We start from the raw sequence: 18,979 nt of genomic DNA, 5'->3' as shown, positions 1-18,979 counted from the left end.
CAGTGAAGCGGCTTTTTTATGTCAGAAGACTTGATCCGGCGAGGATTAGAAGCTTTTGGTCAATGAAAAAGTCAGGGTTGAATCAATCGGATTCGAGACTTTAGCATTTGGATTGCCATTGCTGTATTGCTGATAAAAACCGTCTTTATCCCATGCTTTGCTATAGGTCAAACTGCTGGAAAGATTGTAGGGTAGTGCTTTGTTGACTGCAAAACTGGCATCTTGAAAGCTGGCAGCAGAAAAGTTTTTAATGCGTTGATTGCCATAATGCGCATTGACCGACCAACCTTGTGCAATCGGTTGATGCCAATTGACATCCAGATACCCCGAGCCACGTGAATGCTTGTTATTGCCGACGCCCAAAGTATCCGAATTATTGCCGAAATAATCTTGGGTATAGGTCATCGCATATTTGACGCTAAGCGGCCCATAGCTGATCTCAGGGATAATTTCCCCATAATCAAAACGGGTATTGCCAGTATTGGCAGTGGTTTTTGCCCCAGGATAATAGTAATAGGCGATTTTGGTGCCAACGGTGATATCACCAAAACTGCGACTATAGCCGGTATACACATCCCATTCGATTGAGGCATCCCGAATAAAATGATCACTCACCGTGGATGCCCAAGTGCCTGCATAAAAACCACTGGTATGGTTGTAATCCAGTCCACCTTGTAAGGCAGGTTTGCCCCAAGTTTGTTGAAAACCGCGAGAAACGTATTGGCTGGCTGCTGTGATATTGGCCGAGTAGGGTGAGGTCGCTTCAGTGGCGTGGGTGCTTTGAAAATAAAAAGCCAAAGGTGCAATTAAGAATAAAGTTTTTTTCATCATTTCTCCCTGAATGAAGTGAAACCCGAAGCTGAGCTTCGGGTATCCCTTGAGGAATATCTTCCTTATAGTATTGGACGTAACGGCGCTTGACGTACAGGTGCTGTACCCGCTTTGTAATAACCCGCTTCAGAGCGAGGGAGTTTCTTGCCACGGATTTTATCGGCAATTTTTTCTGCGATCATAATGGTGGTGGCATTCAGGTTACCAGTAATGATCAGTGGCATGATGGAAGCATCAACCACACGTAAGCCTTGTACGCCATGAACGCGACCTTGACCATCGACTACGGCCATATCGTCTTCGCCCATCTTACAGCTGCATGATGGATGAAATGCTGTTTCTGCATGGGTGCGGACGAATTCATCTAATTCTGCATCGGTTTGGATATGTTTACCCGGACTGATTTCTTCGCCACGATAGGGATCAAGTGCAGGTTGCGCCATGATTTCACGAGTGATACGGATCGCATCACGGAATTCACGCCAGTCTTGTTCTGTAGACATGTAGTTGAACAGAATACTTGGATGCTCAAACGGGTCTTTTGATTTCAGCTTGATGCGACCACGTGACGGTGAGCGCATTGAACCGACATGGGCTTGGAAGCCATGTTCTTTTACTGCATTACTACCGTTGTAGTTAATCGCAACAGGTAAGAAGTGATATTGGATATTCGGCCAGTCAAACTCTTCCGAGCTACGGATAAAGCCACCCGCTTCGAACTGGTTGCTTGCACCCACACCTGTGCCATTGAATAACCATTCAGCACCAATCGCAGGTTGGTTATACCATTGCAGTGCAGGGTAGAGCGATACCGGTTGCTTGCATTGATATTGCAAATACATTTCCAGATGGTCTTGCAGGTTCTCACCGACACCTGGCAGGTCATGTACCACATCAATATCCATCGATTTCAGGAAATTGCTTTCACCCACACCTGAGCGTTGCAAGATTTGTGGCGATGCAATCGCACCTGCACAGAGCAAGACTTCACGTTTCGCTTGTGCCTGTTTCATATTGGCTTGGTCTGCGCCAATAATATATTCCACACCCACTGCCTGTTTTTGATTAAACAAGATTTTATTGGTGGTGGCATGCGTGACGATGGTTAAATTCGGGCGACCTTTGGCCATATCTAAATAACCACGGGCAGTACTTGAGCGACGACCTTTTGGGGTCACAGTACGGTCCATTGGGCCAAAGCCTTCTTGTTGATAACCATTTAAGTCATCGGTACGTGGATAACCTGCCTGTACGCCTGCTTCAACCATGGCATGAAACAAGACATTGTTGCCATTTTTAGGGGTTGCCACCGAGACAGGACCTTTATCACCATGATAGTCATTGCCACCGATATCACGAGTTTCAGCTTTTTTGTAATACGACAAGCAGTCTGCATAGGTCCAGTCTTCCAGACCTTTCATGGTTGCCCACTGATCCAGATCCATGGCATTACCACGGATATAGCACATGCCATTAATCAATGAAGAACCACCTAAGCCCTTACCACGACCACATTCCATACGGCGATTGTTCATGTGTGGTTCAGGATCGGTTTCATAGGCCCAGTTATAGCGACGACCTTGCAAAGGAAAAGCCAAAGCAGCTGGCATTTGAGTACGGAAATCTAAACGGTAGTCTGGGCCACCAGCTTCCAAAAGTAAAACAGTCACGTCTTTGTCTTCAGTCAGACGTGTTGCGAGCACATTTCCGGCAGATCCTGCGCCAATGATAATGTAGTCATATGCTTGAGTATTCATCGTTATCCCTTTTCTATTCTTGAGGATGCCGATGCAATCATGGGATTGCTCGGCATAGAGGATTAATTTTGAGGGTGAAAGCTGAGGGCATTAGAAAATGCTGTGATATTCACCCAACTCAACTTGAACGGATTTGATACGAGTATAATGACCCAAAGTGGTTAAGCCATTTTCACGGCCAACACCAGATTGCTTGTAGCCACCCACTGGCATTTCCGCAGGCGATTCGCCCCAGGTATTGATCCAGCAGATACCTGCTTCAAGTTGGTGAATCATGCGATGTGCTTTAGTGATGTCTTGGGTCACCACACCTGCAGCTAGGCCAAAGGTGGTGTCATTGGCACGACGGATCACTTCTTCCTCAGTTTCATAGCTGAGAATGCTCATCACTGGGCCAAAGATTTCTTCTTGCACAATCGCCATATCATCTTGGCAGTGGCTGAATACCGTTGGCAGTACATAAGCACCTTTGGCAAGATCGCCTTCAGTGGCACGTCCGCCACCAATCAATAGTTTTGCACCTTGCTGTTTGCCTGACTCAATGAAAGACAATACTTTTTCCATATGCGGAAAACTGGTGAGTGGTCCGAAGTTGGTTTGCTCAGCCATCGGATCGCCGATACGGATACGTTTTACCCGTTCCACTACGGCTGCTTCAAAATCAGCAAGCAAGGCTTTGGGTACAAACACACGGGTACCATTGGTGCAGACTTGACCTGAGCTAAAGAAGTTTGCCATCACTGCGATATCCGCAGCACGGTCGAGGTTGGCATCATCACAAATAATCAGCGGTGATTTACCGCCCAGCTCCATGGTGACTTCTTTCAAGGTCGAACCTGCAGCACTGGCCATCACTTTTTTGCCAGTTTCGACACCACCCGTGAACGAGATTTTTTCAATCACAGGATGCTCAGTCAGCCATTGACCGATATCACGACCTGCACCTTGAACCACGTTAAATACGCCGTCTGGTACGCCCGCCTCAGTATAGATTTCAGCAAGTTTAAATGCAGTCAGTGGGGTAGTTTCGCTTGGTTTGAAAATCATGGCATTTCCTGCTGCTAGGGCAGGCGCAGATTTCCACATTGCGATTTGGATTGGATAGTTCCATGCACCGATACCAGCCACCACACCCAGTGGTTCACGACGGGTATAAAAGAAGCTTGATTCACGCAGTGGCACTTGCTCGCCTTGAATCGCGGTTGCCAGACCTGCGTAGTATTCGATGACATCGGCACCTGTCACGATATCCACAGTTGAGGTTTCGCTGTAGGCTTTACCTGTGTCGAGGGTTTCGAGTCGGGCAAGTTCGTCATTACGTTCACGTAAGATATCAACTGCACGACGTAAGATGCGAGAACGCTCCATCGCAGTCATCGCTGCCCAGACTTTCTGGCCTTGTTGTGCGCTTTGAACAGCCGCTTCAATGTCTTGTTGTGAGGCTTGTTGAAGTGTTGCGATCACTTCACCATTGGCAGGGTTAATGCTGTTAAATGTTTGACCACTGGTTGCTGCGACATAACGTCCGTGGATATATAACTGGTGAACTTGTGCATCACTCATTCTGTTTCTCCTGCAAAGGTTTGTTCGCAAATTGCAATTGCGTTTTTACATAATCGTAAGCAATGGAACGTGCCAACTGGCTGTCAAACTCATCATGACTGCTTAAACTGCCACGTAACCATAATCCGTCAATCAAAGCCGCCAATCCGCGAGCGGCAATGCTGGCCTGTTGTTTATCATCCACCAACATGAGGAAATAATGTTTCAGGTTGGAGTACAGGCGTTGATCATTAATTCGTTGTAAACGTCCAAGTTCGGGAAGGTGCATACTGGCAGACCAAAAGTCTAACCAGACCCGCATGGCTTGTTTGTTGACCTGACTGATATCGAAGTTGGAATCAATAATGGCCTTAATCTGGCTTTCTGGATGCGCATCTGCTTCGGTTTTGTATTGGTCGGTTTTTTGACGCAAAACGTTGAGCATTTCTTGCATACAGGTATTGATCAAGCCTTGTTTGTCACCGAAATAGTGACTCACAATACCGGTCGATAATTCGGCCTTTTTTGCAATCTGTGCAATGGTGGTATTGGATAACCCCACTTCAGAAATTACATAAAATGCGGCGTTAATAATCTCTTCACGTCGCACATGCTCTGGTTTTACTCTACGCTTTGTCATGCTTATCCATTTAAAGCCCTGCCAAGGTGCTTTTTATTCAACATTTCTCGATGTAGAGCATCATAACATTTTTTTATCATACTTTTTATTGATTGAACGTTCAATCAATAAAAAGTATAATCTGTAAAAATCAATGAATTTTTGATTGAAAAGATCAGCGTTAAAGTAATAAATCAAAGATTCTTATGGATAAGAAGCTAAGTGTTAAATCACACTTATCACATTATTTTTTAAGAAAAATGCACCAATTGCAAGGAGCAAGAACATGGTGTCAAATAGTCATGAAGGATCTCCATCCGAACCCGTACGTTTAAATTTGTTTGTTTTTTGGAGCTCCGCAATCAGTATCGGCATCTTTGGCCTATTGTTTGTGTTGTTTCCACAGCGCAGCCAGTTCTGGTTGACCTATATACAAGGGCAGGCCAATCAATTGTTTGGTTGGTACTATATGCTGGTGATTGTGGTTTGTTTAGGTTTTGTTGCTTGGCTGGCTTTTTCACGGGTTGGACAAATTCCTTTAGGTAAAGATGACGATAAGCCCGAGTTTGGCTATCTGGCTTGGGTGTCGATGCTGTTTTCGGCAGGGATCGGGATTGCATTGTTGTATTACGGTGTGGCTGAACCCGTTGACCATTTCCTGCGACCACCTGAAGGTCAGGGCGGCACCATACAAGCTGCACGTGATGCCATGATGTATAGCTTTTTACATTGGGGCATTCATGGTTGGGTGTTGTATGCCTTGCTGGGTGTCACCTTGGGTTATTTTGCCTTTCGTCGAGATTTACCGTTGGCCTTACGCTCTGCGCTGTATCCGATCTTTGGTGAACGGATTCATGGCTTGATCGGTGACTTTGTCGATGGCTTCGGGATTTTAGCCACGGTGATTTCTTTGGTGACCAACCTTGGTATTGGTGCTTTGGTGCTGGTTTCGGGTGTGCATTATCTCTTGCCTGAAATTCCAAACAATCAAACCACACTGATTACGGTGGTGTTGCTGATGATGTCAGTGGCGACCATTACCACCGTAGTTGGAATTGAAAAGGGTTTGGCGTGGTTGTCGCGTATTAATCTGCGTTTACTCTATGCCTTATTGTTATTCGTGTTTTTAACAGGCCCTACCAATCATTTACTGAATGGTTTGGTGCAGAACATGGGCGATTATCTCGATCATTTTCTGGCAAAAAGCTTTGATATGTATCTCTATAACAGCAAAGCAGGTGAGTGGCTAGGTTCATGGACGGTGTTCTATTGGGCATGGTGGATTGCATGGGCGCCATTCGTGGGCATGTTTATTGCGCGTATTTCCAAAGGCCGTACCATTCGTGAAGTAGTGTTAGGTGTCTGTCTGATTCCGCTCGGTTTTACCTTGGCTTGGATCTCGATTTTTGGCAACACTGCAATCTATTTTATTCTGGAACAGAAGCAAAAAATTCTCGGTGACTTGGTGCTGACAGACCCTGCTTTGTCCTTATTTAAGCTTCTCGAATTTTTACCGTTCAATCCCTATATTGCTGGGATTGTTGTTGTGATTTGTTTCGTATTGTTTTTGACCCCTGTGGGTTCTGGTACACTCATGATCGCAAATCTGTCCTCGAAAGGGGGTAGCAATGAAAGTGATTCACCGATTTGGTTGAGAATTTTCTGGTCTGTGGTGATTACCATTGTCAGTATCGGCCTGCTGTTGGCAGGGAGTTTTCACTCCATGCAAAGTGCTGTGGTGCTGTGTGGTTTGCCATTCTCCGTTATTATTTTGCTGTATATGTTTGGCTTGGCCAAAGCACTGAAACAGGATCAATTTAGTCCTACACCACCGCAAGTGATAACGCAGGACACTCCGCCATCACACGTTATCACGGATAAATCAGAAACATTGTAATTCGGGCGAATGACTTTTATTTTTCATTTTTTATTCGGGTAAGTCTTTTCATTGATTGAACGATGAAAAGACTTGAATGAATATTTTCTTTTTCTTCTCTAATTCCTTGAGGATTGTATGGCAACAGATAATCCAAGAGCGGTTGATGATGCTACATTAGCGAATAAAGACCATTTAAATCGTGTGGTCTTTTATGTTTCAGCTCTACTTATTTTAACATTTGCACTGGTTACGATTTTTTTTAATGACTTTGCCAACCACTTACTTAATGTGGTGCTGGCTTGGGTCAGTGATAAATTTAGCTGGTATTACCTCTTAGCAGCAACGCTGTATCTGATCTTTGTGATCTTTATTGCCTGCTCGCGTTATGGTGATATCAAGCTGGGTCCGAAGCACTCCAAACCTGAATTTAGCCTACTGAGTTGGTCGGCCATGCTGTTCGCAGCAGGGATCGGTACCGACTTAATGTTCTTCTCGGTGGCTGAGCCGCTGTCTCACTATATGAATCCTCCCGTGGGCGAAGGTCAAACCTATGAAGCGGCCCGTCAAGGCATGGTCTGGACGCTGTTCCACTATGGCTTAACGGGTTGGGGCATGTATGCGCTGGTCGGGATGGCATTGGGTTATTTTAGTTATCGCTATAACCTACCTCTGACCATTCGTTCTGCTTTATACCCGATCTTTGGTAATAAAATTGATGGGCCCATCGGGCATACCGTCGATACAGCCGCCGTTATTGGGACCATCTTTGGTATTGCCACCACCTGTGGTATTGCGGTGGTGCAGATCAATTATGGCCTGCATGTACTGTTTGACGTACCTGAAAATCTATGGATTCAGATCGCCCTGATTGGCCTTGCTGTGATTGTCACGATTATTTCGGTGACGGCAGGGGTCAATAAAGGCATTAAGGTTTTATCCGAAATCAATATTTATGCCGCGATTGGCTTGATGTTATTCGTTCTGTTCCTCGGCAATACCGAATTCCTGCTCAATGCCTTGGTACAAAACTTTGGTGACTATATCAGCCGTTTCCCAAGCTTGGCCTTGGAAAGTTTTGCCTTTGACCGACCAAAAGACTGGATGAACAGTTGGACCTTGTTCTTCTGGGCATGGTGGGTAGCATGGTCGCCATTTGTGGGACTGTTCTTGGCGCGGATTTCACGTGGTCGTACCATTCGTGAATTCGTCTGTGGTACCTTGATCATTCCTTTATTATTCACGATTACTTGGCTGTCTATTTTCGGGAATAGCGCCTTATATAACGTGATTTTTGAAGGCAATACTGCACTGGCACAAACCGTATTGACCGATCCTGCACATGGTTTTTATGACCTGTTGGCGCAATATCCGGGCTTTACCTTTATTGCGGGGATCGCGACCATTACCGGCTTACTGTTTTACGTGACTTCAGCCGATTCAGGCGCACTGGTGCTAGGCAACTTTACCACCAAGTTTTCCAATGTTGATAATGATGCACCACGTTGGCTTCGTATCTTCTGGGCAACTGCGATTGGCTTGCTCACCGTGGCGATGCTGATGGCCAACGGGATTACCGCACTGCAAAGTGCCACGGTGATCATGGGCTTACCGTTTAGCTTTGTGATGCTGTTGGTGATGGCGGGCTTATATAAATCTTTACGCTTAGAGGATTATCGTAAAGCCAGCCGTAGCCTGAATGCTGCACCTGTGGTCGGAAACGTGGACATCTTGAACTGGAAACAGCGTTTGTCCCGTGTCATGCATCATCCGGGCAGTAGTGAGACTCAACGCATGCTCGATAGCGTATGTAAGCCAGCGGTACAGACTGTGGCAGATGAGTTGGTCAAGCGTGGCATGAATGTCGAAGTGACGCAGGGGGAAGTTGAAGAAAGCGAGAGCCTGTATCATCTTGATCTCACTATTTATATCGAAGAAGAACATAACTTCGTGTATCAGATCTGGCCGGTACGTTATATCGCACCGACCTTTAGTGAGCGTGGTAAACGCGGCAAGCAGTTCTATTACCGTCTGGAAACTTTCTTATATGAAGGCTCTCAGGACAATGACTTGGTTGGATATACCAAAGAACAGGTGATTAATGACATCTTGGATAAGTATGAACGGCATATGACCTTCTTGCATATCAATCGCATTAGTCCCGGTAACCGTCCTTTGTATCCCGATTCACAAGATTAATTGTGGCAATAAAAAAACCTCACGTCATGTGAGGTTTTTTTATGTGCTGAATTATAGGGCGCCGTATTTTTGCCAAGTCTCCCCTGTTTCATAAGGGGCATAGTGGCTTTTCAGCTCGTGCAGAGACTGGCTTTGATAAATTGCAAAGATGATCATAATCAAAAACAGGCTGATCAACTTAATGGCGCGTTTATTTTTATATTCGCCTGAATAGAGGTAGAAAATACAATAGAAGGCAATCATCAGATAGGTACAAAACAGCGAGTTAAACACTAGATAGACCAGCAATACGGCAGTGATGGCCAAGGCAATTCGATTCTTTAAGATGTTTGGACGCAAGCTCAGAATATTTAAAATTAAAAGACCGAATGAGGTCCAAAACAGATAGGCATGACCGCCAATCACCACAATATAGGTCGATTGTAGCCACAGCAGGACCAGCCATACAAAGACGGAAAAAATAATAAATTTAGAGAGGCCTGAAGACGCGGGCAAAGTGTGTTTCATATGATATTGGTTTTTTAAATAGCTGTTTGTTGGGGGATTAAAAACGAAACTTCAATAAATCTTTGGTTTTGATCTTGGTCAGTAGTACACAGAACAAAGACAGTGAACCACCAATCAACATTGCTGGAACCACGCTGAAAAAGCGTGTCATCACACTGGACTGCAATGCGCCCAGCTCATTACTGGACGTGACAAAGATGCCATTAATGGCAGCGACACGTCCAAGCATGTCTTTGGGTGGAATCAATTGCAGTATAGTTTGACGAATAATTATGTTGATGCTGTCACATGCCCCCATAATAATGAGAACTGCGATGGAAAAATAGAGGTGTCTGGTAACAGCAAATAACAAGGTACATAGTGCAAAGCCTGTGACGGCAATCAGCATGATCTGCCATGGTCTGGATTTGGGCGGGTAACGCACCAAGATCAGCATCATGATCAAGCCACCAAATGCAGGCGCAGCGCGTAATAGACCAAAACCATCGGCACCGACATGCAAAATATCTTGGGCAAAAATGGGCAGCAGTGCGATGATGCCGCCAAAGAAAACAGAGCCGAGATCGAGAAACATCGCCCAAAAAATAATTTTGGTTTTAAAAATAAATTGTAGTGCGTCTTTTAGACTTTGAGTTATCGATTCGGTTTGCAGCTGCGGGAAATCGCGTTTCTGCAAGCACCACAGTGCCATACTACCGATCAGAAAAAGTGCCACAATCACAGCAAAAGTAATATCCAAATCGAGATGAGCCAACAGGAAACCGCCCATCATGGGTGCTAGTATGCCGCAAGCTTGCCAGCACATGCTGGTCCATGTCGCTGCATTGGTATAATGATGTTCAGGGACGACAAAAGGACGTAAAGAATTAAAGCAGGGGCTATAAATACCGCGAATACAGCCAAATAAAAACAGAATACTGAAAGTTGCAATCAGCAAGACATTGGCACTGAGCGTCTGGGTATTATACAGGTCAAAGCAGATCCATAAGCCAATCGACAGGGGAATGGCAAAGCTAAAACTGATTTGCAAAATACGCTGCCGATTAAAGCGGTCAGCAATATAACCTCCCCATAAAGACAGGGCGAGGAAAGGCAAGAAATCCATGATTCCGACCAAGCCGAGAATGAGCGGATTCTTGGTGATTTGATAGAGATGAAAGGCCACCAGCACTTCTTGAATCAGCACCGCAAACGTTAGGCAGCATTGATTGACGGTCAATAACTTAAAGTCACGACTGGCAAATGCAGCAAAAGCAGAATGAGGTACAGCAGAAGACATAAGGCGTAGATTTGAAACATACAAATAAAGAAAAAGGGAAGAGCTGAAACTCCTCCCTTTTTGATGTGCTTAGCGTTACTTATTGAGCAACAGCTTCCGCTTTTTCGACTTTCTTGGCAGGAACCAAGTTAGCAGGAGTCGTATAGTTCAAGCCCAAAGTTGAACTTGAGTACTGACGGATTTGATCTAACAACGCTGGATCGGTTGAAAGGTCTTTACCATAAGAACGTACGATTTCATGTAACTTAGCATTCCATACACCTTTGGTTTGCTCAGGGAAAGCTTTTTCAAGCAAGTTAAGCATGATGTAAGGTGATGTAGATGCACCCGGAGAAGCACCTAACAATGCCGTTACAGACTTATCTTTAGATGCAAAGATTTCTGTACCGAATTGCAATTTAGCAGGTTTGCCTGGCTCTTTCTTGATGATCTGAACGCGTTGACCACCTTGCTGTAAATGCCAGTCTTTTGGATCAGCTTCAGGGTAGTATTTTTTCAACTCATTGAAACGATCTGCATCAGACATCAATACTTGGCTTACCAGATACTGAACAAGATCAGCATTTTGTAGACCAATTGCAGCCATAGGCAACACGTTGTTTTTGTTGGTCGATGCAAGCAAATCAAGCTGTGAACCATTTTTCAGGAACTTGTTTGAATAAGTTGCGAATGGGCCAAACAACACATATTTTTTACCGTCGATATAACGAGTATCGATATGTGGCACAGACATCGGAGGCGCGCCAAGATCAGCACGACCATACACTTTAGCAGTGTGTTTTGCTGTTACCGCAGGATTGTCAGTTACAAGGAACTCACCACCCACAGGGAAGCCAGCATATTGTTGTGCTTCTGGTAAGCCAGTCATTTGCAATAATTTAATTGCAGCACCGCCCGCACCAATAAACACAAAACGTGTTTTCACATGATCAACTTTGCCAGATTTCAAATCTTTGAAAGCCACAGACCACGTGTTGTCGTCGTTTTTGCTGATACCCGTCACTTCAGTTGAAGTGCTGAGTTTGAAGTTTGGACTCTTTTCAAGGTTGCCAATCAACTGCTTGGTGATTGCACCGTAGTTCACGTCAGAACCAACATCCATACGAGTTGCAGCCACTTTTTGTTGAGGATCACGACCGTCCATCACCAATGGTGCCCATTGTTGAATTTCAGCTTTGTCCTCACTCATTTTCATACCAGCGAATAACGGGTTTTGAACCATGGCAGCATAACGCTTTTCCATGAAATTCACGTTATCGCCCCATACGAAAGCAATGTGTGGTACTGGGTTAATGAAGGTATTTGGTGTTTCAAGTACACCTTGCTTCACTTGGTATGCCCAGAACTGTTTGGCAATTTCAAACTGACCTGCCACGTTTACAGCTTTAGAAATGTCCATTTTACCGTCTTTTTCTTCGGTATAGTTCATTTCCATAAAGCCTGAGTGGCCTGTACCCGCGTTGTTAAAACCGTTTGAACTTTCTTGTGCAACAGCATCAAGACGTTCATACATGCGGATGTTCCAGTCGGGTTGTAATTCGTTGAGATAAGTACCTAAAGTAGCACTCATGATCCCGCCGCCGATGAGTACAACATCGACAGTTGGTTCGTTACTGGTGGTTTTAATTGCCTTAGACGCAACTGGTCTAAAAAGAAAGGCAATTGCAATAATAATTAGTACCACGAGCAGTACTAATAAATATTTCCAAAATTTTTTCATTCAATTTACCTTAAAAATTAAATGACGCTCCATATCAAAAGCGACATAGAGAGAAAGAATTTAAATGATGTTACAGGCGCAATAAAGGCACATCAGCATGGCAAGGGATCGCCTTCGCACTGATGTTGAAGAAGTTAGTTCATGAATTTTACTTTAATTTAGACGGTATTTTGGTTGAACTAATGTTTCAAAATGTACAAATCAAGCCGACTTTGATGATTTATTGTGTGAAAAATGTAGAAAGTTCTAGTAAATCTTAGACTTATGGTTTAGAGAGATCAGTCACTATTTGACCAAATAGGATGATTTAGATAATAACAAAATGCGCAGTTAAGCATCAATGAGTGATGTAATCGAAGAGAGCGCAATGCCGCTTGGTATGATTTGCATGCACCCCATACGTTATCCAGATCAGTCCAAAATCCCCTGAGCGATATTCATCTTTCTATGGGTCATTAACCGAGGAAGCTGAGCCATTTTCATCTCAGTAAATTTATTAAAGTGAATTTCATTCATTTTCGACTTAGATTAAATCATTTTTATTCATCTCTTGATTACGGTATAAATCACTCTATACAGAAATTCAGATTTATCTTAGAAATTAGGGTGGCGGATTAAAATGAGTAGCGCATTTAATTTTACGATCAAGAGTATTCGTTTTGATGAGAACTATTACCCATCAGAAAATACCCGTATTACAACCAACTTTGCCAATTTGGCTCGTGGTCAAAGCCGCCAAGAAAATCTGCGTAATACCCTAAAAATGATCGACAATCGTTTCAATACCTTGGCACATTGGGATAATCCAGAAGGGGATCGTTATGCGGTCGAGCTTGAGATTATTTCTGTTGAGATGAAGGTTGAAGCGGGCACTGATAGCAATGCATTGCCTTTGATTGAAATTTTAAAAACCAATATTGTTGATAAAAAAACCAATGAGCGTATTGAAGGTATTGTTGGTAACAACTTCTCTTCTTATGTGCGTGATTATGATTTCAGTGTGCTATTGCTTGAGCATAATAAAAATCAGTCTGGATTTAGCACACCAGAGAACTTCGGCGACTTACATGGCAACTTGTTTAAGAGCTTTATTGAGTCAGAGACTTATAAGGCAAACTTTAAAAAACCGCCTGTGATCTGCCTCAGTGTTTCTAGCAGCAAGGTCTATCAACGTACTGAAAATCAACATCCAGTATTGGGTACGGAATATCTGCAAGATGAATATTCATTAACGGATGAGTATTTCCAGAAAATGGGCTTAAAAGTGCGTTATTTCATGCCACCAAATAGTGTTGCGCCGTTGGCCTTCTATTTCTCTGGTGATTTGTTGGCGGATTACAGCAATCTGGAATTGATCAGCACCATCAGCACCATGGAAAGCTTCCAGAAGATTTATCGTCCTGAAATTTACAATGCTAATTCAGTGGCAGGCAAATCGTATCAACCAAGTTTGAGCAACCAAGATTATTCACTGACTCGCATTGTATATGACCGCGAAGAACGTAGTCGTTTGGCGATTGAACAAGGCAAATTTGTTGAAGAACAATTTATCAAACCTTATCAAAACATTCTGGAACAGTGGTCTGCCAATTATGCAGCACAAAGCAACTCGCAAAAAAGTTACGCGCACTAATTTATTGAAAATATAAGGTTATTGATGATGAAAAGATTATTACCAACGTCGACTGCGGGTAGCTTACCGAAACCGTCTTGGTTGGCAGAGCCTGAAAAGCTTTGGTCGCCGTGGAAACTGCAAGAGCAGGGTCTGATAGAAGGTAAACAGGATGCTTTACGTTTGTCTTTGCATGAACAGCAAGTGGCGGGCATTGATATTGTCAGTGATGGCGAGCAAACCCGTCAGCATTTTGTGACGACATTTATTGAGCATCTTACCGGTGTTGATTTTGAGAAACGCGAGACGGTGCGCATCCGTAATCGTTATGATGCCAGTGTTCCGACTGTTGTGGGTGCGGTATCGCGTCAAAAGCCTGTTTTTGTTGAAGATGCCAAGTTTTTACGTCAGCAAACCAATCAACCAATCAAATGGGCGTTGCCAGGGCCAATGACCATGATTGATACGTTGTACGATGCACATTATAAAAGTCGTGAAAAATTGGCATGGGAATTTGCCAAAATCCTGAATGAAGAAGCGAAAGAGTTAGAAGCAGCTGGCGTGGATATTATCCAGTTCGATGAACCTGCTTTTAATGTGTTCTTTGATGAAGTGAATGACTGGGGTGTGGCGACTTTAGAGCGTGCGCTTGAAGGTTTGAAGTGTGAAACTGCGGTGCACATTTGCTATGGTTATGGCATTAAAGCCAATACCGACTGGAAAAAGACCCTTGGTTCAGAATGGCGTCAATATGAAGAGGCTTTTCCAAAGCTACAGCAGTCAAAACTTGATATCATCTCGCTCGAATGTCACAACTCGCGTGTGCCGATGGATCTAATTGAATTGATTCGCGGTAAAAAGGTGATGGTCGGTGCGATTGACGTGGCGAGCAACACGGTGGAAACGCCAGAAGAAGTTGCCGATACCTTACGTAAAGCACTTCAGTTTGTCGATGCAGATAAGCTGTATCCATCAACCAACTGTGGTATGGCACCTTTGGCGCGTGATGTTGCGCGTGGCAAGCTGAATGCATTAAGTGCAGGTGCGGAAATTGTTCGTCGAGAACTGCAAGGCTAAAATGCACTGATGTTGTGAGGTTGAAAGGGCGAGTATGTGCGCCCTTGATACCAATGCAAAGCTCGGGTTTAATTGAGGTATAAAGTGATGGTTGAAGCAACAGATTTTAGAGATGCAATGTCTTTACTCACCAGTGCAGTCAGTGTGATTACCACCACAGGCATGTCTGGTCGTTATGGCTTTACTGCATCTGCTGTATGTAGCGTCACTGATACGCCTCCGACTTTATTGGTGTGTATGAATCGGGCATCGAGTTCGCATGTGCATTTCGTTGACAATAAAATCTTAAGCGTGAATGTGTTAAGCGCAGATCATCAACATATTTCTAAAGCCTTTTCGTCTAAATTGAGTCCAGAAGAACGTTTTAAACACGGTGCTTGGTCAGAGTTGGAAACAGGTGCGCCTGTTTTGGATGATGCTTTGGTGAATTTCGATTGCGAGATTGATCAAATTCAGGAAGTGGGAACGCATACGATTTTTATTTGTCGGATCGTGGCGGTTCAACAAAGTGGACATGATCAAAGCTTGGTTTATTTTAATCGTGCTTATCACCAAGTGGGGCAAACTGAAGTCGCTTAAAGCAGGATGCTTTAAGCCAATTGGCTGATTATTAAAATACATTTATATCATAATTTAAAAATAATAAATAATTTAATTAATTGAAATATAATAATAAAATTACTTTGGCCCAAAGTGTAACGTTGACACCCTTAAACCCACCGCTTATTCTTTAAGCGCTGGCCTACATCGCCAGCCGGTTTTGACAGACCGTTTCCTAAGTGCATTGAAAAACCTTGTTTTTTTGATGTAGACTTGTTCGTCCCTCTTTTGTAGCGGTAGGGCGAAAGGGGGACGCCTTTGGGCGTGCTGATTCTTAGGTTCAGTCTGTCAACCCTCTTTCTCCCTGCCACCATAATCTTTATGTCTTGGCAGCGTTCCGAATTTTGTAGGAGTTGGCCATGCACTGTATTTTTATTTTTCTCAATTAGTCTTTGACGCCGTTTGATTGCCTTTAGGCTTTTCAAGCGCTGCTTTGTCACGACTAAAAAATCATATCAACAATAAAACTTGAGATGTGCTTAGGCCGTCTTATCGGGTCTTTGCATGCCTTTTTTTGCTCATTGCAGCATAAATGGCTGCTTGATCGGGTTAAGCAACAACAAAAAATTATTCAATCATGGAAATGATATGCCACCTTTTGCTTTGACTTATCGTGCTCAAAAAGTCTTGGATACCTCGCAAACGCTGTTTAACCAAGATGGATTTCATCATGTTGGGGTCGACCTGATTATTGATGCGTCACAAATTGCCAAAGGCACCTTTTATAAATACTTTCACTCCAAAGAACATTTGGTTGAAATGACGCTAAGCTTGCAGAGAACGGCACTGAAGAAAGAAGTCCGTTCGATTCTGTATGCCAATAAACATCTATCAGGGCGTGAAAAGCTGAAACGGATTTTCTTTCTGCATGCCGATGTAGAAGGGATGTACCATTTATTGTTTCGGGCAGTTTTTGAAATTAAAACCCGTTATCCAAAGGCGTATGAGATGGTGGTGGAGTACCGAAACTGGCTGATTCGTGAAATTTATATGTTGTTGGTAAGGATGGATATCAAAGCTGCCAAAGCAGATGCACAGATGTTCTTGTTTGTGGTGGATGGGGTAATGGTGCAGTTGTTGAGTGGTCATAAAGTGGATAAAGGGAAGTTGTTGGAGGGATGGTTGGTGGGGGTACTGTTTGGTACTAATAGAGGCTAGAAAATGCTACAGCTTATATTATTTTTTAGATTTGATAATTATTAATAGAGAAATTTGAAAAAAATTATGGATGCAATGGAGGCATTTGAATTTAACGGTGAAGAGAATGATTGAGCTTGTATTGTGATTGTTTTATGCGAAAAATTATGTCGCAGGATTAGAAATTTCACTTATAAAAAATATGCTTAATGTTAATATCTCAGATCTAACTTTACTAAAACTTACAAGAGGAAAATATGTCTAATAATGTATGGACAACAACAATAATGTTTGATGAAAATTATCGGGTATTTGAGTTAACTTTTCCTGGACTATTTGACTATCCAGAGTTTAATAAACTAAATAAAGTGGGAGCAACGGCAGAGGAAAAAGAGCAAAAAAATGAAATGACTCAAAAGAGCATAGAAATAATTAAAAGATATCACCTAGCTGAAAAGATATTACCAGAAAATGCTCCAACTATTTTATATGCACATGGTTTTGGCAAAACAGTGAAACTACCTAGTTTTTTTCGTACCCAAGATGGCTTTGTTATCCTTACTGAAGAGTGCGCCAATGTACTGAAAAAGTTTCGCTTAGGCGAAAGCACACTTTATCCCTTATCTTTTTTTGATATTCAACTCAATGAGTTGGTGAATGATCAAACCTATTATTTTTTCAATATTACTGAGTTAAGAAGTTATTTACGTCCTGAATATTGCACAGAAGAACTAGATAAACGCTCATACACTAAACATGAAAATTATCAACTTTTCAGTTTATACCATGCTGATTATGCCGATTATGCGGTAACCTTAGCTAATGAAGCTACAACATGTGATGTCGATTTATGGCAAGACCCAGAATTAGATGACTCAATTTTTATGTCTGATGAACTTAAGAAAGCTTTAGATGAAGCGCAATTGAGTGATGCATGGCAATTATTTTTATGTGATATTAAATAAAAAATAGAAAATAAATAATTAGGAAAAAACAACATGGCTATTTCTTCTTTTCAAGTTCATCATATATTACCCGTTGAAATTTCAGCTCGACTTTTAGTAATAATATAACTATTATTATGTTAATTAATAGTTAGCATAACAATAGTTGTAGATATGAAGCAGCTGAAATTTATACACTTTTGGTAAAAGTAATTATTGCAGATACCTGACCTTAAAGAGATAAAATTATGTCTAATAATGTATGGACAACAACAATAATGTTTGATGAAAATTATCGGGTATTTGAGTTAACTTTTCCTGGACTATTTGACTATCCAGAGTTTAATAAACTAAATAAAGTGGGAGCAACGGCAGAGGAAAAAGAGCAAAAAAATGAAATGACTCAAAAGAGCATAGAAATAATTAAAAGATATCACCTAGCTGAAAAGATATTACCAGAAAATGCTCCAACTATTTTATATGCACATGGTTTTGGCAAAACAGTGAAACTACCTAGTTTTTTTCGTACCCAAGATGGCTTTGTTATCCTTACTGAAGAGTGCGCCAATGTACTGAAAAAGTTTCGTTTAGGCGAAAGTACACTTTATCCCTTATCTTTTTTTGATATTCAGCTCAATGAATTGGTAAATGATCAAACCTATTATTTTCTGAATATTACTGAATTGCGAAACTTTTTCTATCCAGAATATAGTACAGAAGAATTAATAAAATATAGAAATACTCGACATAATGGTTATCAACTTTTTGAGTTATACCATGCGGACTATGCAGATCATGCTATTGCCATAAAAAAGGAGGCTGTTAAATGTGATATTGATTTGTGGAGAGATCCTGAGCTTGATAATTCAATTTTTATGTCTGATGAATTAAAGAAAGCTTTAGATGAAGCTCAATTGAGTGATGCATGGCAATTGTTTTTATGTGATATTAAAAAAAACTAGAAAATAAAAAATTAGGAATAATCAACATGGCTATTTCCTCTTTCAAAGCTCATCATATTTTACCCTGGAGGGTTCTTATTATTTTGATGGTTGTGAAATAACCCTGTAAACTCCTTTCACTGGCCAGCGATAGAGATACTTGTAATACTCACATAGGCGATATTATTTACATTTTTTCAATTTCCTGTTGCCAAAGCTAAGGAGCGTAAATCGAATAGAGAATTTTATATATCATCACTCGGTATAAAATTTTTGAATGATATGGACAAGTCACTATTAATCTTTTAATAGTTTTTTCTTCAGGATTTTTAAATAAT

15 protein-coding genes are annotated in these 18,979 nt (G+C 42.2%); 8 read left to right on the top strand and 7 right to left on the bottom strand.

Annotated elements, in window-relative coordinates:
* Nucleotides 1–45 precede the first annotated feature (45 nt).
* The 4 genes from NDN13_RS10635 to betI form a co-directional block, all read right to left on the bottom strand.
* On the bottom strand, nucleotides 46–828 hold the full coding sequence (locus tag NDN13_RS10635) for a TorF family putative porin (protein WP_251115443.1): 783 nt from the start codon (nucleotides 826–828) through the stop codon (nucleotides 46–48).
* Nucleotides 829–893: 65 nt separating this feature from the next.
* A complete protein-coding gene (gene betA, locus NDN13_RS10630) occupies nucleotides 894–2,588 on the bottom strand; it encodes a choline dehydrogenase (protein WP_251115442.1) in 1,695 nt (564 codons plus the stop codon).
* A 90-nt stretch (nucleotides 2,589–2,678) separates the two neighbouring features.
* Complete coding sequence (gene betB / locus NDN13_RS10625) at nucleotides 2,679–4,151, bottom strand: betaine-aldehyde dehydrogenase (protein ID WP_251115441.1); 1,473 nt, start codon at nucleotides 4,149–4,151, stop codon at nucleotides 2,679–2,681.
* Nucleotides 4,144–4,770, bottom strand: a complete 627-nt coding sequence (gene betI / locus NDN13_RS10620) for a transcriptional regulator BetI (RefSeq protein WP_004655490.1) — start codon at nucleotides 4,768–4,770, stop codon at nucleotides 4,144–4,146. Before betI ends, betB begins: the two co-directional genes overlap by 8 nt.
* 265 nt (nucleotides 4,771–5,035) lie before the next feature.
* On the opposite strand from betI, the gene NDN13_RS10615 reads away from it, so the two are divergent.
* Together NDN13_RS10615 and NDN13_RS10610 are read left to right on the top strand one after the other, a co-directional pair.
* Nucleotides 5,036–6,646, top strand: coding sequence for a BCCT family transporter (locus NDN13_RS10615; protein ID WP_251115440.1), 1,611 nt, complete (start codon nucleotides 5,036–5,038; stop codon nucleotides 6,644–6,646).
* A gap of 117 nt (nucleotides 6,647–6,763) precedes the next feature.
* Nucleotides 6,764–8,824: a choline transporter gene (locus NDN13_RS10610; RefSeq protein ID WP_251115439.1), complete on the top strand. Its 2,061-nt coding sequence runs from the start codon at nucleotides 6,764–6,766 to the stop codon at nucleotides 8,822–8,824.
* Between the two features lie 51 nt (nucleotides 8,825–8,875).
* On the opposite strand, the gene NDN13_RS10605 is transcribed toward NDN13_RS10610, so the two are convergent.
* The 3 genes from NDN13_RS10605 to mqo all read right to left on the bottom strand — a co-directional run bounded on the left by NDN13_RS10605 (nucleotide 8,876) and on the right by mqo (nucleotide 12,330).
* A complete protein-coding gene (locus NDN13_RS10605; protein WP_005205672.1) occupies nucleotides 8,876–9,331 on the bottom strand; it encodes a hypothetical protein in 456 nt (151 codons plus the stop codon).
* A 37-nt stretch (nucleotides 9,332–9,368) separates the two neighbouring features.
* A complete protein-coding gene (locus tag NDN13_RS10600; RefSeq protein WP_251115438.1) occupies nucleotides 9,369–10,610 on the bottom strand; it encodes an MFS transporter in 1,242 nt (413 codons plus the stop codon).
* Nucleotides 10,611–10,689: 79 nt separating this feature from the next.
* On the bottom strand, nucleotides 10,690–12,330 hold the full coding sequence (gene mqo, locus NDN13_RS10595; RefSeq protein WP_251115437.1) for a malate dehydrogenase (quinone): 1,641 nt from the start codon (nucleotides 12,328–12,330) through the stop codon (nucleotides 10,690–10,692).
* Between the two features lie 619 nt (nucleotides 12,331–12,949).
* On the opposite strand from mqo, the gene NDN13_RS10590 reads away from it, so the two are divergent.
* The 6 genes from NDN13_RS10590 (at nucleotide 12,950) to NDN13_RS10565 (ending at nucleotide 18,662) form a co-directional block, all read left to right on the top strand.
* Nucleotides 12,950–13,963 (top strand): DUF1852 domain-containing protein, encoded by a 1,014-nt coding sequence (locus tag NDN13_RS10590; RefSeq protein WP_251115436.1) that lies wholly within the window; start codon nucleotides 12,950–12,952, stop codon nucleotides 13,961–13,963.
* Nucleotides 13,964–13,990: 27 nt separating this feature from the next.
* Nucleotides 13,991–15,019 carry a methionine synthase gene (locus NDN13_RS10585; protein WP_241304040.1) on the top strand — a complete coding sequence of 343 codons (1,029 nt, stop codon included), beginning with the start codon at nucleotides 13,991–13,993 and terminating at the stop codon, nucleotides 15,017–15,019.
* Nucleotides 15,020–15,106: 87 nt separating this feature from the next.
* Complete coding sequence (locus NDN13_RS10580; protein WP_005205662.1) at nucleotides 15,107–15,598, top strand: flavin reductase; 492 nt, start codon at nucleotides 15,107–15,109, stop codon at nucleotides 15,596–15,598.
* A 609-nt stretch (nucleotides 15,599–16,207) separates the two neighbouring features.
* Nucleotides 16,208–16,777: a TetR/AcrR family transcriptional regulator gene (locus NDN13_RS10575; RefSeq protein WP_251115435.1), complete on the top strand. Its 570-nt coding sequence runs from the start codon at nucleotides 16,208–16,210 to the stop codon at nucleotides 16,775–16,777.
* 236 nt (nucleotides 16,778–17,013) lie between these two features.
* Entirely contained in the window at nucleotides 17,014–17,721 is a 708-nt protein-coding gene (locus NDN13_RS10570) for a hypothetical protein (protein WP_251115434.1), read from the top strand.
* A gap of 227 nt (nucleotides 17,722–17,948) precedes the next feature.
* Nucleotides 17,949–18,662: a hypothetical protein gene (locus NDN13_RS10565; protein ID WP_251115433.1), complete on the top strand. Its 714-nt coding sequence runs from the start codon at nucleotides 17,949–17,951 to the stop codon at nucleotides 18,660–18,662.
* Nucleotides 18,663–18,979: the final 317 nt, after the last annotated feature.

The sequence above is a fragment of the Acinetobacter sp. C32I genome (assembly GCF_023702715.1).
Classification (GTDB): Bacteria; Pseudomonadota; Gammaproteobacteria; order Pseudomonadales; family Moraxellaceae; genus Acinetobacter.
The sequence above is the reverse complement of the archived record's forward strand: the minus strand, read 5'-3'. Positions and strand labels throughout refer to the sequence as shown.

What these genes read in the sequence shown, in the direction of transcription:
- NDN13_RS10635 (WP_251115443.1), bottom strand. Translation starts at nt 828, where the DNA reads ATGAAAAAAACTTTATTCTTAATTGCACCTTTGGCTTTTTATTTTCAA.
- betA (WP_251115442.1), bottom strand. Translation starts at nt 2,588, where the DNA reads ATGAATACTCAAGCATATGACTACATTATCATTGGCGCAGGATCTGCC.
- betB (WP_251115441.1), bottom strand. Translation starts at nt 4,151, where the DNA reads ATGAGTGATGCACAAGTTCACCAGTTATATATCCACGGACGTTATGTC.
- betI (WP_004655490.1), bottom strand. Translation starts at nt 4,770, where the DNA reads ATGACAAAGCGTAGAGTAAAACCAGAGCATGTGCGACGTGAAGAGATT.
- NDN13_RS10615 (WP_251115440.1), top strand. Translation starts at nt 5,036, where the DNA reads ATGGTGTCAAATAGTCATGAAGGATCTCCATCCGAACCCGTACGTTTA.
- NDN13_RS10610 (WP_251115439.1), top strand. Translation starts at nt 6,764, where the DNA reads ATGGCAACAGATAATCCAAGAGCGGTTGATGATGCTACATTAGCGAAT.
- NDN13_RS10605 (WP_005205672.1), bottom strand. Translation starts at nt 9,331, where the DNA reads ATGAAACACACTTTGCCCGCGTCTTCAGGCCTCTCTAAATTTATTATT.
- NDN13_RS10600 (WP_251115438.1), bottom strand. Translation starts at nt 10,610, where the DNA reads ATGTCTTCTGCTGTACCTCATTCTGCTTTTGCTGCATTTGCCAGTCGT.
- mqo (WP_251115437.1), bottom strand. Translation starts at nt 12,330, where the DNA reads ATGAAAAAATTTTGGAAATATTTATTAGTACTGCTCGTGGTACTAATT.
- NDN13_RS10590 (WP_251115436.1), top strand. Translation starts at nt 12,950, where the DNA reads ATGAGTAGCGCATTTAATTTTACGATCAAGAGTATTCGTTTTGATGAG.
- NDN13_RS10585 (WP_241304040.1), top strand. Translation starts at nt 13,991, where the DNA reads ATGAAAAGATTATTACCAACGTCGACTGCGGGTAGCTTACCGAAACCG.
- NDN13_RS10580 (WP_005205662.1), top strand. Translation starts at nt 15,107, where the DNA reads ATGGTTGAAGCAACAGATTTTAGAGATGCAATGTCTTTACTCACCAGT.
- NDN13_RS10575 (WP_251115435.1), top strand. Translation starts at nt 16,208, where the DNA reads ATGCCACCTTTTGCTTTGACTTATCGTGCTCAAAAAGTCTTGGATACC.
- NDN13_RS10570 (WP_251115434.1), top strand. Translation starts at nt 17,014, where the DNA reads ATGTCTAATAATGTATGGACAACAACAATAATGTTTGATGAAAATTAT.
- NDN13_RS10565 (WP_251115433.1), top strand. Translation starts at nt 17,949, where the DNA reads ATGTCTAATAATGTATGGACAACAACAATAATGTTTGATGAAAATTAT.